Genomic DNA, 14,444 nt, shown 5'->3' with positions numbered 1-14,444 from the left:
TATTTCAACAGAATCTTTCCGTGCGTTGATGTGCCTACCTCTAGAGACGAAAGCGGGGAGCGTCTCTGCGAGACAGCTCCCCTTGCTTTGGTGAGGTATTTGGCTATTAACCTTTGATGTAGTTATTGATTGTTTCGGCTCCTTCAGCGTGAGCGCGGTAGTAAACGCGCAGTTCCTGATTGGAGTCGAGGTCGAAGCGGGACTCTTCAATGAGTCCGTTTGCTTCTGCGGTCATCAGGGCGTTGATGACTGAGGGCTTTTTAAAAGCCTTGAAGGTTCCGTACTGATCTTTAAGGGCGTTCATGACGCAGTCAGCGCAGGCTTCTTCCACTTTAGTGAAGTGCTTCAGGATAGCGTAGTTAAGAGGGATCATTATTTTGCCTCCTCGTTGTTCTTGAACAGGTCCAGGGGGTTCATGGAGATGATAAAGATACCGATTACCATGATTACTGCTGCTGCCCATGCGACGGGAGGCATATCCCAGCCTTCCATACCCATGGCAACGCCAAGGACAATCCAGCAGCAGAAGGGGCCCCAGAAGGAGAATGTTCCGTTGCAGGACATGCCAAGAGCAGCGCCGCACATGGCATTTCCTTTATACCAGTACATGAAAGTAAGGTATGCGGAGAGACCGGCCAGTACGAACCAGATCATGGATTCGCTGTCGGTGAAAGACTGTGCGACCATGCCGAAAGCATCAACGTGTGCGATGAAGCCGAACAGGGGTACGAGAATGAAAAGGTTGGAGAAACCAGCGGTAACCTGACGGATAGTGATGCCGATTTCGGGGTCGATCATGGAAGTACCGTAACCGCATACACAACCTTCGATACCCCAGCATACAGCTGCGAGAAAGCCGAAGAAGAGGCCGAGCATCAGGTTGGGGCCGCCTGCGCCGTCGAGGCTGGTGGAGCCGATCATGAAGCTGGCGCCAAAGCAGATGGCGATACCCATCAGCATGCGGGCATTGAGTTCCTGTTTAAAAAGGAAGCGGCCGAGGATAGCACCTACAGCCGGGCAGAGTGCTGCAATGGGAACTACCAGAGAACCGGCAAGCTGAAGGCCTACAACATAAGCGGTACTTGCAAGAGGCCCGCCGATTATCGCGGCACCGACCATTACCATGCCGGGTTTAGTTTTGATGCAGCGAACAAAGTCGGCAAAACGGCCGCGGAAGCCAGCAATACCTACAGCCCAGAGTGCGCTGCATGTGTCGGTGGTTGCCGCGCCGATGGCGCTCAAGAGATACATGACCGTAAATGCGGACAGTCCGGAATTCTCACCGTACCATTCCACCCAGATACCTTTAGACATGCCCAAAGTCATGAATGCAGTGTAAAAACCATACAGCAGTCCGGAAAGAAGGGCGATAACAATACCCTTTCTTTTAAAGCTGGTCGCCAGCTTGTGCTTTGCAGCGACGGCTGCCGGGTTGATTGCAATAGTTGCTTCCCCCATGGTCGTCTCCTTAATCATTAAAAGTTAATCTGAAATTCACACCCTCGATCCCTGCATTTACATCACTGGTCTATGAATTCGCTTCCACATAGCAGGGAAAAAACACCCTTCCCCTAGCGGGAAGGTCCTAGTTCTTAAATTTATATCCTTTCCCTTAAGGGGAAGGTCAATGCGGTTTTTTTGATTAGCTGTGAAATGATCCTGTTAATGCAGGTTTGGAGATCGGTAAAGAAGATATAATGTCCATAAAATTAGTAGTTTAGAGTTCTGCTTTAAAAAATAGAAAATAATTACCCACGATTACCTACCAAGTTACTTCGTTAAAGATAAAACACAAGCTCACAACGTTACATTCGTGTGACAAATTAGGGTCGCTGATCAGTTGATGATTTGACACTCCTGTGCCGCAAATCGACAAATTTTGTCGTGTTACAGATCTGAAACTGAATGTTGGTTCAATCCTTATTTTGCTTGGTGAACATGAAACTCGCAGAGATGTATTGCGCGAATAATCTAATTGATTTCGAGAATCATGTAGTTTTTGTCGTGACGAAATTGTCACTGTTTAAAAGGCTTGTTTTTTAAGGTGTTACAAAAAAAGTTGCTAAATTTGTGAAATCCTTATTGACCTTCCCCCTTAGGTCAGGGGCTAGGCTGGTTGCAGGATGTGGAAAAGGTGGATTCTTAAGAAAAGCATCCGTCAAAAGTCATAAGTCATGGTTTTGAACTGCAATACCAGCTCAATGGAGATTACATGAGGTACCAAGGCGAAGAGGCCCTCGGGCTTATCGAAACTCTCGGAATGGTTCCGTCCATCGGCGGCGCGGACCAGATGCTTAAAACAGCAGATGTTAAACTCGTTGGTTATGAAAACATCGGTTCTACCCTCGTAGCCGTTATGGTTAAGGGTGATGTCGCAGCAGTAAAGGCTTCTGTTGATGCCGGAGCTGCTACTGCTGCTGAAATCGGTGAACTTACTGCTCAGAACGTTATGCCCCGCCCCATTCGCGGCGTCGGCGACATCGTGTCTGTTCATGGTGTGGAGACCACGGACGATACTGATTACTCCGGCCCCCGTCCCCGGGCAATGGGCTTAATTGAAACATTCGGTATTGTTTTCATCCTTGAGGCGGCAGACGCCATGATGAAAGCCGCAGACGTAGAGCTCATCGGCTACGAAAACGTTGCTTCCGGATATATTTCCGTACTGGTTCAGGGCGATGTGGCAGCTTGTCAGGCCGCTGTTGAAGCAGGTGTGAAGGCTGTGGAACAGATGGAAGCGAAAGTATACGCATCTCTTGTTATCCCCACACCCCATCGCGATCTGGAACAGATCACCAAGATTTACGCAATCGACAACCTGCTCCCTTAATTCGGAAGCAGGCGGAACCGGATATTAAAGTAACGTTTCAGTCACAGGTAAAGGGGTAGGCGATGATTGTTGACAACGATTTGCTCTCCATCCAGCAAGCCAGAATTCTGGCGGAAGTTGCTCACGAGGCACAGAAAAAGCTGGCAACCTTCCCGCAGGAGAAGCTTGATGAAATAGTCGAGCACCTTGCGGACGCGGTTGAGGAGCATGCTGAGGAGCTGGCGCTCATGTCTCATGAAGAGACTGACGGCGGCAAATGGCAGGACAAGCTGGTCAAGAACCGCTTCGTCTGTAATCAGGTCCGTAAGGAATTGCGCGGTATGCGCTGTGTGGGTGTTATCAATGAAGACCCGCAGAAGAAGATTACCGACATCGGTGTGCCCGTTGGGGTTATCGCTGCTCTTTGTCCAGTGACCGGTCCGGTTTCAACCACAATTTATAATACCCTGATTGCGATCAAATCTGGAAACGGTGTTATTTTTTCCCCCCATCCCGGTGCAGTAAAAAGCATCGGCCGGGTTCTGGATATCATGATCGAAGCCGGAGAAGCCTGTGGGCTTCCTGAAGGCTGTCTTTCCTATTTGGAGACGGTTACCAAGAGCGGAACCTGTGAACTGATGAATCACAGGAACATATCGCTGGTCATGGTTACCGGAGTTCCCGGGATGATCGAATATGCCCAGAAAACCGGCAAACCGGTCATTTACGGGGGAACCGGCAACGGTCCGGCTTTTATCGAACGTTCTGCCGACATTGGGCAGGCTGTTAAAGATATCATTGCCAGCAAGACTTTTGATAACGGGATTGCTCCTTCTGCGGAGCAATCCATCGTTGTCGATTCCTGTGTTGCCCATGATGTCCGTTTGTCGCTGAATTCCTGCGGGGCATACTTTATGTCCGAGAGCGAGGCCGAAGCTCTTGCCGCACTGTTCATCGCGCCTGACGGACAGCGCAGGAAAGGCATGGCCGGACAAGCCGCTCAGACACTGGCTCGTAGAGCCGGGTTCAGCGTGCCCGAAAATACCACCGTACTGGTGGCGGAACGTAAATACGTTTCCGACACCGACCCTTACTACAGAGAATTTCTTTCCCCTGTTCTGGCCCTTTATGTGGAGGACGACTGGATGCACGCCTGTGAAAAGTGCATTGAGCTGCTGCTCCACGAAAGGAATGCCCATACACTGGTTATTCACTCCGCAGATGAGGACGTGATTCTCCAGTTCGCTCTCAAGAAGCCTGTTGGCCGCCTTCTGGTCAACACCCCGGCAGCTTTTGGCGGCATGGGTGCCACTACCAATCTATTCCCCTCAATGACTCTGGGCAGTTCATCTGCCGGATTCGGGATTACTTCCGACAACGTCTCCCCCATGAACCTTATCTATATCAGGAAGGTCGGTTGCGGGGTTAGGCGTGCGGAAGATGTGCTGGGACAGAATGGCCAGACAGGTGATCAATATAAAACAAAAGTAAACGATTCCAATATGGTGCAGGTTATTCAACAGATCCTGCAAACGGCCATTGAAGCCATAGATGATCCTGCGGATCGCTAAGAATCAAATCCATTAAACGGAGGAAATACAGTGGATCTTCAAAGTTTTTCCAACAAGCTTGCTGAAGCAACCAAGAACCTTACTGATACCGAACGTGCCTCGTTGAAGAAAATTTTCGAGGGCGTTTCTGCCGAGGTTTTCAAAGAAAAAGCAGAGCAGTCTGCTGCTGCGGTATCCTGCACCGAGACCAAGGGTATCCCCAATGGTCCTACTGACCGTCACGTTAAACTGAAAGAGAACTTCCTCAAGCAGGTTCCCTCCATCAGTGTTGAGTCCGCTCGCGTGATGACTGAGATTACTAAAGAATTCCCCGGCCTGCCCGCAGCTATCCTGCGTGGTAAAAGCTTCAAAGCGAGCTGCGAACAGGCTCCGCTGGTAATTCAGGATAATGAACTCATCGTAGGTAACCCCTCCGGCGCACCCCGCAGAGGTTCTTTTTCTCCTGAAATCGCATGGCGCTGGATGAAAGACGAGTTGGAAACCATCGGTTCCCGTCCGCAGGACCCCTTCCATATTTCTGAAGAAGACAAGAAATACATGAAGGAAGAGCTTTTCCCCTTTTGGGAAAACAAATCCATCGACGAATACTGCGAAGGCCAGTATCGCGAAGCAGGTCTCTGGGAACTTTCCGGTGAATCCTATGTTTCCGATTGCTCCTACCACGCAGTAAACGGTGGTGGTGACTCCAACCCCGGTTACGATGTCATCCTTATGAAAAAAGGCATGCTCGACATCAAAGCCGAAGCTCAGGCACACCTCGACAACCTCGATTATGAGAACCCTGACGATCTGGACAAGATCTACTTCTACAAGTCTGTAATCGACACCGCTGAAGGTGTAATGATCTACGCCAAGCGTATGTCCGAGTACGCAGCAGAAAAGGCCGCTCAGGAAACTGATCCTAAGCGTAAGGCTGAACTGCTCAAGATTTCCGAAGTCAACGCCCGTGTGCCCGCACACAAGCCCGAAACCTTCTGGGAAGCTATTCAGGCAGTATGGACTGTTGAGTCTCTGCTGGTTGTTGAAGAAAACCAGACCGGTATGTCCATCGGTCGTGTTGACCAGTACATGTACCCCTACTTCAAGGCTGACCTCGAAGCCGGACGCATGACCGAGTATGAAGCTTTCGACCTCGCCGGTTGTATGCTCATCAAGATGTCCGAAATGATGTGGATCACCAGTGAAGATGCCTCCAAGTTCTTCGCCGGTTACCAGCCTTTCGTTAACATGTGCGTCGGTGGTGTCACCCGTGAAGGTTATGATGCAACCAACGATCTGACTTACTTGCTCATGGATGCAGTCCGTCACGTTAAGGTCTACCAGCCTTCTCTGGCTACCCGTGTTCACAACAAATCTCCCCACGAGTACCTAAAGAAAATTGTTGATGTTATTCGTTCCGGCATGGGCTTTCCCGCAGTTCACTTTGACGATGCTCACATCAAGATGATGCTCGCTAAAGGCGTATCCATGGAAGATGCACGCGACTACTGCCTGATGGGTTGTGTTGAACCCCAGAAGTCCGGCCGTCTCTACCAGTGGACCTCCACTGCTTACACCCAGTGGCCTATCTGCATCGAGCTGGTCATGAACCACGGTGTGCCTCTCTGGTACGGCAAGCAGGTTTGCCCGGATATGGGTTCTCTTGAATCCTACGACACTTACGAGAAATTCGAAGGTGCCGTTAAGGAAATGATCAAATACGTTACCAAGTGGACTAGCGTAGCTACTGTAATTTCCCAGCGCGTTCATAGGGAACATGCTCCCAAACCCCTCATGTCCCTTATGTACGAAGGCACCATGGAGTCCGGACTTGACGTAGCCTCCGGCGGCGCCATGTACAACTTCGGTCCCGGCGTTGTCTGGTCCGGTCTCGCCACTTACGCGGACTCCATGGCCGCCATTAAAAAGCTGGTTTATGAAGACAAAAAGTACACCCTTGCTCAGATGAACGAAGCTCTCGTTGCTGAATTTAAGGGATTTGATCAGATGAAGGCTGACTGCCTCGCAGCACCCAAGTACGGCAATGACGATGACTACGCCGACATGATCGCTGCTGATCTGGTTCACTTCACCGAAACTGAGCACCGCAAGTACAAGACCCTGTACTCCGTACTCAGCCACGGAACCTTGTCTATCTCCAACAACACTCCCTTCGGTCAGCTCCTCGGCGCATCCGCGAACGGACGTGACGCATGGATGCCTCTTTCCGACGGCATCAGCCCGACTCAGGGTGCGGACTACAAAGGACCCACCGCGGTTATCAAGTCTGTTTCCAAGATGGCAAACGACCTGATGAATATCGGTATGGTTCATAACTTCAAGATCATGTCCGGACTGCTCGACACCCCCGAAGGTGAAAACTCCATCATTACCCTGATGCGTACTGCAAGCGCACTGGGTAACGGCGAAATGCAGTTCAACTACCTTGATAACGCAACCCTGCTCGACGCTCAGAAGCACCCCGAGAAGTACCGTGACCTCGTTGTTCGCGTGGCCGGTTACTCCGCGTTCTTCGTAGAACTCTGCAAAGACGTACAGGATGAAATTATCAGCCGTACCATGATGAACGCGATCTAGGTTCAATTACTGATTGAATAAAAGTCCCTCGGGATTTGAAGTAACAGCACAGCAAGAGAATAGTACCGTGATTGAAAGAAAAGCACAGATATTCAACGTACAGAAATACAATATGCACGACGGTCCGGGAGTGAGAACTCTCGTATTCTTCCAGGGTTGCCCCCTGCGCTGTGAATGGTGTTCGAATCCCGAGGGACAGTATAAACGCTACCAGATCCTTTATAAGCAGGATCAGTGTGTAAATTGCGGAAACTGTGTTTCCGTCTGTCCCGCCGGTGTCCATAAAATGGACGGAGCAGGAAAACATTTCATCGACCGTGATGCCGAGTGTGTGGGCTGTCGCAAGTGTGAACATGCCTGCTTGCAAAGTGCTCTGGCAATCGTTGGTGAATCAAAGAGCATCTCCGAACTTGTCGAGATGATCGAAGAGGATCGCCCTTTTTACGAAACTTCCGGCGGCGGTGTGACTCTCGGCGGAGGAGAGGTTTTGGCCCAGCCCGAGGCAGCAGCAAGTCTGCTTCAGGCCTGCAAGCAGCGCGGCATCAACACCGCCATTGAGACCTGCGGCTATGCCCGTCCTGAAGTTATCGAAAAAGTGGCTCCATTCGTGGATCTCTTCCTTTACGACGTCAAACACATGAATTCCGAGCGTCATCGCGAAATTACCGGTGTGCGTAATGAGATGATTCTCCAGAATCTGATCTGGCTCCTTGAGAACAGGAACAACGTCAAGATCAGAATGCCCATGCTCAAGGGCGTAAACGACGGCGAAGAAGAAGTTCTGCAACTTGTGAAAATGCTCAAGCCTTATCAGGATCTTAAAAATTTCAAAGGGGTGGATCTGCTTCCATACCACAAGATGGGCGTGAACAAGTACACCCAACTCGGTTGGGAATATCCGGTGGAAGGTGACCCCAAATTGAGCAATGCCGATCTCGAACGCATTGAGCAGGCCATCAGTAAGTACAATTTTCCGGTCTCAGTGGTTAGACACTAAGACAAAGCAGCGATTAGGGAGAACAGAGCTATGAACTCACTTGGATTCATTGAAACGAAAGGACTGCTGGCCGCCATTGAAGGCGCGGATGCAATGCTTAAGGCCGCCGCAGTAAATCTTCTGGAAAAGAATATTTCCGGCGGCGGACTGGTGACCATCACTGTCTGCGGCGAGGTTTCCGCAGTGCAGGCCTCTGTTGAGGCCGGGGCAGCAGCTATCGCACGCATTGAAGGTGCAGAGCTGGTTTCCCGTCATGTGATCGCCCGTCCCTATGATGAACTGGAAAAGATTATCGCAACCAGCGTGCCTGTTGCGAAAGCTGAAGAAATTTCACGGGAAGTAGCACAATCTCCCGCTTCTGCGGCAGAGCAGACTCAACCAGCTCCTGCGGAAGAAAAAGTCGAAACTTTGGAATCTCCGAAAAAGGAATCCGAAGCCCCGGCAGTGCAAGAGTTCGCACCTGAAGCCCCGGTTGCTCCCGAAGTAAAGGAAGTTGCCCCGGCAGAGGAAGACCCGAAGTATCGGGCAGCGGAACTCAGGAAAATGAAAATCAGTAAGGTCCGGCAGATTGCCAGAAACTTGGACGGTATTTCCTTGACCAATGAAGAGGTCAAGAAAGCCACCAAGAAGACACTTATTGACGCGATTATAAATGTTACCAGGCAGATAGAGGAGTAATCCAATGGTAGACAAGGATTTATTGTCCATTCAAGAAGCCCGTTCACTGGTTCGTGCCGCTAAAACAGCACAGGCTGATCTGGTGGAAATGACTCAGGAACAGGTTGACGGCATTGTAAAGGCTATTTCCGAAGCAGCTTACGCTCAGGCGGAGTCCCTTGCAGCACTCGCTGTTGAAGAGACCGGTTTCGGTAAGGTTCAAGACAAGAAGACCAAGAACGTTCTTGCAAGTCAGAGCCTTTACGAAGCCATCAAAGATATGAAGACCATCGGTGTGCTTTGCGACGACAAGGAAAAGAAGATTGTCGAGATCGCCGTTCCCATGGGTGTTATTGCAGGGATCGTTCCCTCCACCAACCCCACGTCTACGACTATCTACAAATCCATGATTGCCTTGAAGTCCGGGAACGCGATTGTTTTCACCCCGCACCCCAGTGCAAAGAAATGTATCGGTAAGACCGTTGAAATTATCCGTTCCGTACTGCACGACTGCGGCGTAAGTGAAGATCTGGTTAGCGTAATGAGCGTGCCTACCATTCAGGGTAGCGGCGAGCTCATGAAAGTTTCCGATCTCATTCTCGCAACCGGCGGTCCGGGCATGGTTAAGGCTGCATACAGCTCCGGTACCCCCGCTCTCGGCGTAGGTGCTGGTAACGTTCCCGCCTACATTGAAAGATCCGCTGACATTAAAGATGCGGTCACCAAGATTTTTGCAAGTAAGACCTTTGATAACGGTACTGTCTGCGCATCCGAGCAGTCCATTATCACCGAGTCCTGCATTGCCGAGCAGGTCAAAGCTGAAGTTATCGCACAGGGCGGTTACTTCCTTTACGGCGAAGACCTGACCAAGGTTAAAGCTGTCATGGAACGCGGTAACGGTTCTATGAACCCCGCAATCGTAGGCCGCGATGCCGGTTACATTGCCAAGCTGGCCGGAATTTCCGTGCCTGCCGGAACCCGCCTGCTCGTCTCTGACGAAAAAGGTGTCGGTCACAAGTATCCTTTCTCTAAGGAAAAACTTACCGCGTTGCTTGGTTTCTACGTTGTTGAAGATTGGAAAGGTGCTTGCGAGATGTGCCACGCGCTGCTCGAAAACGGCGGCATTGGTCATTCCCTGGCCATCCATTCCAAGAACGAAGAAGTTATCCGTGAATTCGGTATGAAGAAGCCTGTTTCCAGAATGCTGGTTAACACTCCGTCCACCCACGGTGCTGTAGGCCTCACTACCTCTCTCTTCCCCTCTTTTACCCTTGGTTGCGGTACTGTAGGCGGAAGCTCCACTTCAGATAACGTTACTCCGCTCAACCTCATGAACGTGAGAAGAATGGCTTACGATCTCGGAAATTTTTCTTGCGAATCCGCTCCTGCGGCTCATGCATCCGATTCCGAGTCCATCGATGTTCAGGCAATCACTGCCATGATCGTCGAGCAGCTTAAGCAGATGGTATAGCCGGAAGTCTGAACTTCCCGCTCGAAAATATAAAAAGCGATTCCCGTACAGGGAATAGAGGGTGGCCGAAAGGCCGATAAATCAATTTAAAGGAGAACAAAAATGTCCTCATTGAACGCACTGGGTATGATTGAAACCAAAGGTCTCGTTGGCGCTGTTGAAGCTGCTGACGCAATGGTAAAAGCAGCAAACGTAACTCTGGTCGGTAAGACTCAGGTTGGCGGCGGTCTCGTAACCGTTATGGTTCGCGGCGATGTTGGTGCTGTTAAAGCAGCAACTGACGCTGGCGCAGCAGCTGCTCAGAACGTTGGTGAACTCATCAGCGTACACGTAATCCCCCGCCCCCACGGCGAAGTTGAAATCATCCTTCCTAAGTCTGAAGGTTAATTAGTCTTGAATGCCTTCGGTTTGCCGGAGGCATCAAGGCCGGGGGAGGAAAGCTTTGCCCGCATGCTCTTTCCTTCCCCGGCCATATTAAAGTAGGCCGTACCGCGCCCGGCGCGATACCTGATCAGAACGGACAATATTTTTCACACAGAAATGAGCATGAACGAACAAGTCATTAATAATATCATGGAAGGGGTCATCAAAGGCGTAATCGACCAGCTGAAGACCGAAGCTCCGCACGTTTCCGTATCTACCGGAGCAAGCGAGCCTATTCCTGTAGAGCTTTCCGCCCGTCACGTTCACCTCAGCGAGCAGGACGCCCTTGAGCTTTACGGCAAACCTCTGACACCGGTTCGTGAACTTTCCCAGCCCGGTCAGTTTCTTTGCGAAGAGCGTGTGCGCCTTATCGGCCCCAAAGGCGTAATGGACAACGTTGCTGTGCTCGGACCCGCACGTTCCGCTTCACAGGTAGAAATTTCCAACACCGAAGCGCGTGCTCTCGGCATTAAAGCTCCGGTTCGTCAGTCCGGTGATGTTGCCGGAACTCCCGGTATCATCCTTGCTTCTCAGACCGGAATCGTCGGTCTCGAAGAAGGCGTTATCGTGGCTGCACGCCATATCCACATGTCTCCCGAAGACGGCGATAAGCTCGGCGTAAAAGACAATGACCGCGTCAGCGTACGCCTTGAAAGCGAACGCCCGGTTATCCTCGAAGACGTGGTTGTACGTGTTAACCCCCAGTTCAAGCTTGCTATGCATATCGATCCCGATGAAGGCAACAGCGCAGGCTGGAACAAGTCTGTTACCGGTAAGATTGTAAGATAAGAGATGCCTCCGGCGGCCAGAGAAACTTTTGCAAAAGTTTCTCTGGACTCTTCAAAACCTTTTATTAGGCTTCGCCGCTTTGTTTACTTGAGTGTGCGGGGAGAGAGTTGAGACCATGGATTTTTCAGCAATTGACCAGAAGATCAGTGATCTTGAGAGCTGCATTGAGAACACCGTTTCCGTCAGTCCTGACGAGGAACTTCTGGTGGGTGTAGATCTCGGTACCGCTTACATCGTGGTGGTTGTCCTGAACAGCAAAAAAGAACCTGTGGCCTGCGCCATGGAATTTGCTCGGGTCATCAAAGACGGTCTGGTTGTTGATTACATGGGCGCAACCCGCATCACCCGCAAGTTGGTGGGCGAGCTTGAAGAAAGGCTGGGACGTAAGCTGGAACGCGCAGCCATCGCAGTTCCTCCGGGAACCGGGGAAAAGGACTGCTCCACTCATCAGTATGTGGTGGAAGGTGCCGGGCTGGAAGTTACTTCCATTCTGGACGAACCAACCGCAGCCAACGCTGTGCTTGGTCTTGAAAACGGTGTCATCGTCGATATCGGCGGCGGCACTACCGGGCTTTCTGTTCTGGAAGACGGCAAAGTCGTTTACGTAGCTGACGAAGCTACCGGCGGAACCCACGTGACTCTGGTTCTTTCCGGTAACTACAAGGTCAGTTTTGAAGAAGCCGAAGATTTGAAAAAAGTTAAGGAACGACAGAACGAGATCCTGCCTGTTGTTCGTCCGGTAGTCCAGAAAATGGGCACCATCGTTAAGAGTCACATCAAGGATCGCGATATTTCAGCCATCTACCTTGTAGGCGGTACATGCTGTCTCAAGGACATGGAAAAAGTGGTGGAAAAAGAAGTGGGTATCCCGGTCTACAAACCGGCCAACCCGTTTTTAGTAACTCCACTGGGCATCGCCCTGAACTGCTAGAACAGCAGATTGTAGTAACCGAAGGGGCGAAGCCCGCTAAAAAAGTTTGAAAGAGTCCAGAGAAAACTTTTTAAAGTTTTCTTTGGTCCCCGAAGGGCCGCCGGAGGCATACAACATGACCGTAGACGTAAATGAACTGGTTAAATCCATCGCAGCAGAAGTGCTGAAACAGCTCAAGTCAGATCCTAAAAAGGACTGTGCGCTGGTTTTGGCCGAACGCGACTGCCTCGTTGCCGAGAAAGTGCGCAACAGCGTTGGCGATGAATATGAATACTACTTCTTCGGCGAAGAGGCTTCCTGTGCACAGTTTAGCCGTTACATCGTGCCTTCCCTGTGCGTCTGCGAAATGTCTGACCTCGCTGTTGGTAAAGCCCACGGCAAGATCATGACCGAGGTTCTGCGGCAGATGCTGCTGGGCCAGACCGTGGAAGTTCTGGCCTTCGGTTACGAAGAGTACAGTCAGACTGCTCCCGGCCCTCTGTATGCTCTTTATCAGGCGCATGAAAAGACTCTCGCTGGCTTCGGTATGAAAAGATTTCAACCCAAACGCCCCGAGTCCCTGAAATTCAGGGAAGCACTGATCACCGAAAAGGTGGTCAGTGACGCGGCGGGGCAGGGTGCTAAAGAACTGGTGGTACTGCCTGCGGCACGGGTAACCCCGCTTGCCGAAGAAGCAGCCAAGGAACTGAACATTAACATCAGCAAGACCCTCTAAGGATTGTTTTATGATTATCTGCAAAGTTGTCGGCAATGTCTGGGCCACCCGCAAAGAGGAGACTCTGAGCGGAGAGAAGCTGATGGTTGTTCAGCGGCTCGATATTGAAGAAAAGGGCAGTGAAGAAATTTTCGTAGCCGTGGACTGCGTGGGCGCAGGCATCGGCGAGCAGGTTCTGGTTACCACCGGAAGTTCCGCACGCATGGCCCTGCGTAACCATGATGCTCCGGTTGATGCTTCCATCGTGGGCATTATCGACGAAGTTCAGGCACAGGTCTAATTATTATGGATACGCTGGGAATAGTTGAATGCTGGAACATCGCACCCGGAGTACGCATTGCGGATGCCATGATGAAAGCCGCGGATGTAGATCTTGTCCGTGCTTCCACTATTTGTTCCGGCAGATATCTGATCTTTGTCTCCGGTGAGCGTGCAGCTGTGTCAGCCAGTGTCGATTCTGCCAATGCAGACGGCGGCAAGATCAAGGCCAGCTTTGTTATTTCCAGCCTTTCTCCGGAAGTGGCGGCTGTGTTGAAAAGCCCCGTTGCCATTGCAAATGTTCAGTCTATCGGGGTTATTGAGTGTCGTAATGTTTCCACTGGAGTGGTTGCAGCGGATACGGCAGTCAAGCGTTCAGGTGTTGAGCTTGCCCGTTTTGTAGCAGGGCAGGGTATTAACGGTAAATCATATTTCGTTATGAGCGGCGATGTTGCCGCGGTTCAGGAAGCCGCAGATGCTGCATCTGCCGTTTTGGGCAACAATCTTGTTGAGGCGGTCGTCATCCCCGGACCCGACGCCTCGGTCGTAAAGGCCTTAGTACGGGGAACGAGGTAAAGATGAAAAAGAAACTTATCGAAGCGGGCAATCTTGATTCATTTATCTGCCCGGACAGTGACACTCTCTATGTGGACAATACCATGATCCTGACTCCCGGTGCTAAAGATGAGCTCCGTAAGAGAAAGATCAGCCTTGCCCGCGTGGAAGATGCCGCAGCTGCTGTTGCCGAAGCCGGTAATGGTGGATGCGGAAACCCGGACTGCACCAAAGAAGTTTGTGACGAATGCGAAGAGCTGGTCATGGGCATCGCAGTTCTGCTTAAGGAAGAATACGGAATCACCGATCTTGGTCAGCTCAAGGAAATGAGCTTCAAGTTTGCTGAAGCCGTTAAAGGAAATATTTAAAGCTTAGTATCCTAAGAGGAGAAAATTATGTCATCCAATGCTCTCGGAATGGTAGAAACTAAAGGTTTGGTCGGCTCTGTTGAAGCAGCCGATGCTATGGTTAAAGCAGCAAACGTAACTCTCGTCGGCCGTGAACAGGTCGGTGGCGGCCTCGTAACCGTTTTGGTTCGCGGCGATGTTGGTGCTGTTAAAGCAGCAGTAGACGCAGGTGCAGCAGCAGCTGAACGCGTAGGCGAACTGCGCAGCGTACACGTGATACCCCGTCCTCACAGCGAAGTGGAAGTTATTCTTCCCAAATGCGCTGTAAAGTAAGGACTTAAGGG

Annotated in this window: 16 protein-coding genes; 14 read left to right on the top strand and 2 right to left on the bottom strand. The window is 51.0% G+C overall.

All coding sequences use genetic code 11. From position 1 onward, the window contains the following. Positions 1 to 106: 106 nt before the first annotated feature. Positions 107 to 373, bottom strand: a complete 267-nt coding sequence (locus D0S45_09740) for a hypothetical protein (GenBank protein TIH15855.1) — start codon at positions 371 to 373, stop codon at positions 107 to 109. Next, on the bottom strand, positions 373 to 1,458 hold the full coding sequence (locus D0S45_09735) for a hypothetical protein (protein TIH15854.1): 1,086 nt from the start codon (positions 1,456 to 1,458) through the stop codon (positions 373 to 375). Before D0S45_09735 ends, D0S45_09740 begins: the two co-directional genes overlap by 1 nt. 754 nt (positions 1,459 to 2,212) lie before the next feature. On the opposite strand from D0S45_09735, the gene D0S45_09730 reads away from it, so the two are divergent. The 14 genes from D0S45_09730 (at position 2,213) to D0S45_09665 (ending at position 14,433) form a co-directional block, all read left to right on the top strand. Then, positions 2,213 to 2,830 carry a BMC domain-containing protein gene (locus D0S45_09730; GenBank protein TIH15853.1) on the top strand — a complete coding sequence of 206 codons (618 nt, stop codon included), beginning with the start codon at positions 2,213 to 2,215 and terminating at the stop codon, positions 2,828 to 2,830. A 62-nt stretch (positions 2,831 to 2,892) separates the two neighbouring features. Further along, positions 2,893 to 4,380 carry an aldehyde dehydrogenase family protein gene (locus tag D0S45_09725; protein ID TIH15852.1) on the top strand — a complete coding sequence of 496 codons (1,488 nt, stop codon included), beginning with the start codon at positions 2,893 to 2,895 and terminating at the stop codon, positions 4,378 to 4,380. Positions 4,381 to 4,410: 30 nt separating this feature from the next. Further along, a complete protein-coding gene (gene cutC, locus D0S45_09720) occupies positions 4,411 to 6,957 on the top strand; it encodes a choline trimethylamine-lyase (GenBank protein ID TIH15851.1) in 2,547 nt (848 codons plus the stop codon). 67 nt (positions 6,958 to 7,024) lie between these two features. Further along, positions 7,025 to 7,954, top strand: coding sequence for a choline TMA-lyase-activating enzyme (cutD, locus tag D0S45_09715; GenBank protein ID TIH15850.1), 930 nt, complete (start codon positions 7,025 to 7,027; stop codon positions 7,952 to 7,954). A gap of 30 nt (positions 7,955 to 7,984) precedes the next feature. After that, positions 7,985 to 8,632 (top strand): BMC domain-containing protein, encoded by a 648-nt coding sequence (locus tag D0S45_09710; GenBank protein ID TIH15849.1) that lies wholly within the window; start codon positions 7,985 to 7,987, stop codon positions 8,630 to 8,632. 4 nt (positions 8,633 to 8,636) lie between these two features. Beyond that, a complete protein-coding gene (locus D0S45_09705) occupies positions 8,637 to 10,082 on the top strand; it encodes an acetaldehyde dehydrogenase (acetylating) (protein ID TIH15848.1) in 1,446 nt (481 codons plus the stop codon). A gap of 102 nt (positions 10,083 to 10,184) precedes the next feature. Then, a complete protein-coding gene (eutM, locus tag D0S45_09700; protein TIH15847.1) occupies positions 10,185 to 10,469 on the top strand; it encodes an ethanolamine utilization microcompartment protein EutM in 285 nt (94 codons plus the stop codon). Positions 10,470 to 10,622: 153 nt separating this feature from the next. Then, the gene (pduL, locus tag D0S45_09695; GenBank protein ID TIH15846.1) at positions 10,623 to 11,294 is read left to right on the top strand and encodes a phosphate propanoyltransferase; all 672 of its coding nucleotides are present in this window, start codon (positions 10,623 to 10,625) and stop codon (positions 11,292 to 11,294) included. Positions 11,295 to 11,409: 115 nt separating this feature from the next. Continuing rightward, positions 11,410 to 12,225: an ethanolamine utilization protein EutJ gene (gene eutJ, locus D0S45_09690; GenBank protein TIH15845.1), complete on the top strand. Its 816-nt coding sequence runs from the start codon at positions 11,410 to 11,412 to the stop codon at positions 12,223 to 12,225. A gap of 115 nt (positions 12,226 to 12,340) precedes the next feature. Continuing rightward, a complete protein-coding gene (locus D0S45_09685; GenBank protein ID TIH15844.1) occupies positions 12,341 to 12,940 on the top strand; it encodes a hypothetical protein in 600 nt (199 codons plus the stop codon). Between the two features lie 10 nt (positions 12,941 to 12,950). After that, a complete protein-coding gene (locus D0S45_09680; protein ID TIH15843.1) occupies positions 12,951 to 13,220 on the top strand; it encodes an ethanolamine utilization protein EutN in 270 nt (89 codons plus the stop codon). 5 nt (positions 13,221 to 13,225) lie between these two features. Then, entirely contained in the window at positions 13,226 to 13,774 is a 549-nt protein-coding gene (locus D0S45_09675) for a BMC domain-containing protein (protein TIH15842.1), read from the top strand. Between the two features lie 2 nt (positions 13,775 to 13,776). Beyond that, positions 13,777 to 14,121: a hypothetical protein gene (locus tag D0S45_09670; protein TIH15841.1), complete on the top strand. Its 345-nt coding sequence runs from the start codon at positions 13,777 to 13,779 to the stop codon at positions 14,119 to 14,121. A 24-nt stretch (positions 14,122 to 14,145) separates the two neighbouring features. Continuing rightward, positions 14,146 to 14,433, top strand: a complete 288-nt coding sequence (locus D0S45_09665) for a BMC domain-containing protein (protein ID TIH15840.1) — start codon at positions 14,146 to 14,148, stop codon at positions 14,431 to 14,433. Positions 14,434 to 14,444: the final 11 nt, after the last annotated feature.

The sequence above is a fragment of the Marinifilum sp. JC120 genome (assembly GCA_004923195.1).
Lineage (GTDB): Bacteria > Desulfobacterota > Desulfovibrionia > Desulfovibrionales > Desulfovibrionaceae > Maridesulfovibrio.
The sequence above is the reverse complement of the archived record's forward strand: the minus strand, read 5'-3'. Positions and strand labels throughout refer to the sequence as shown.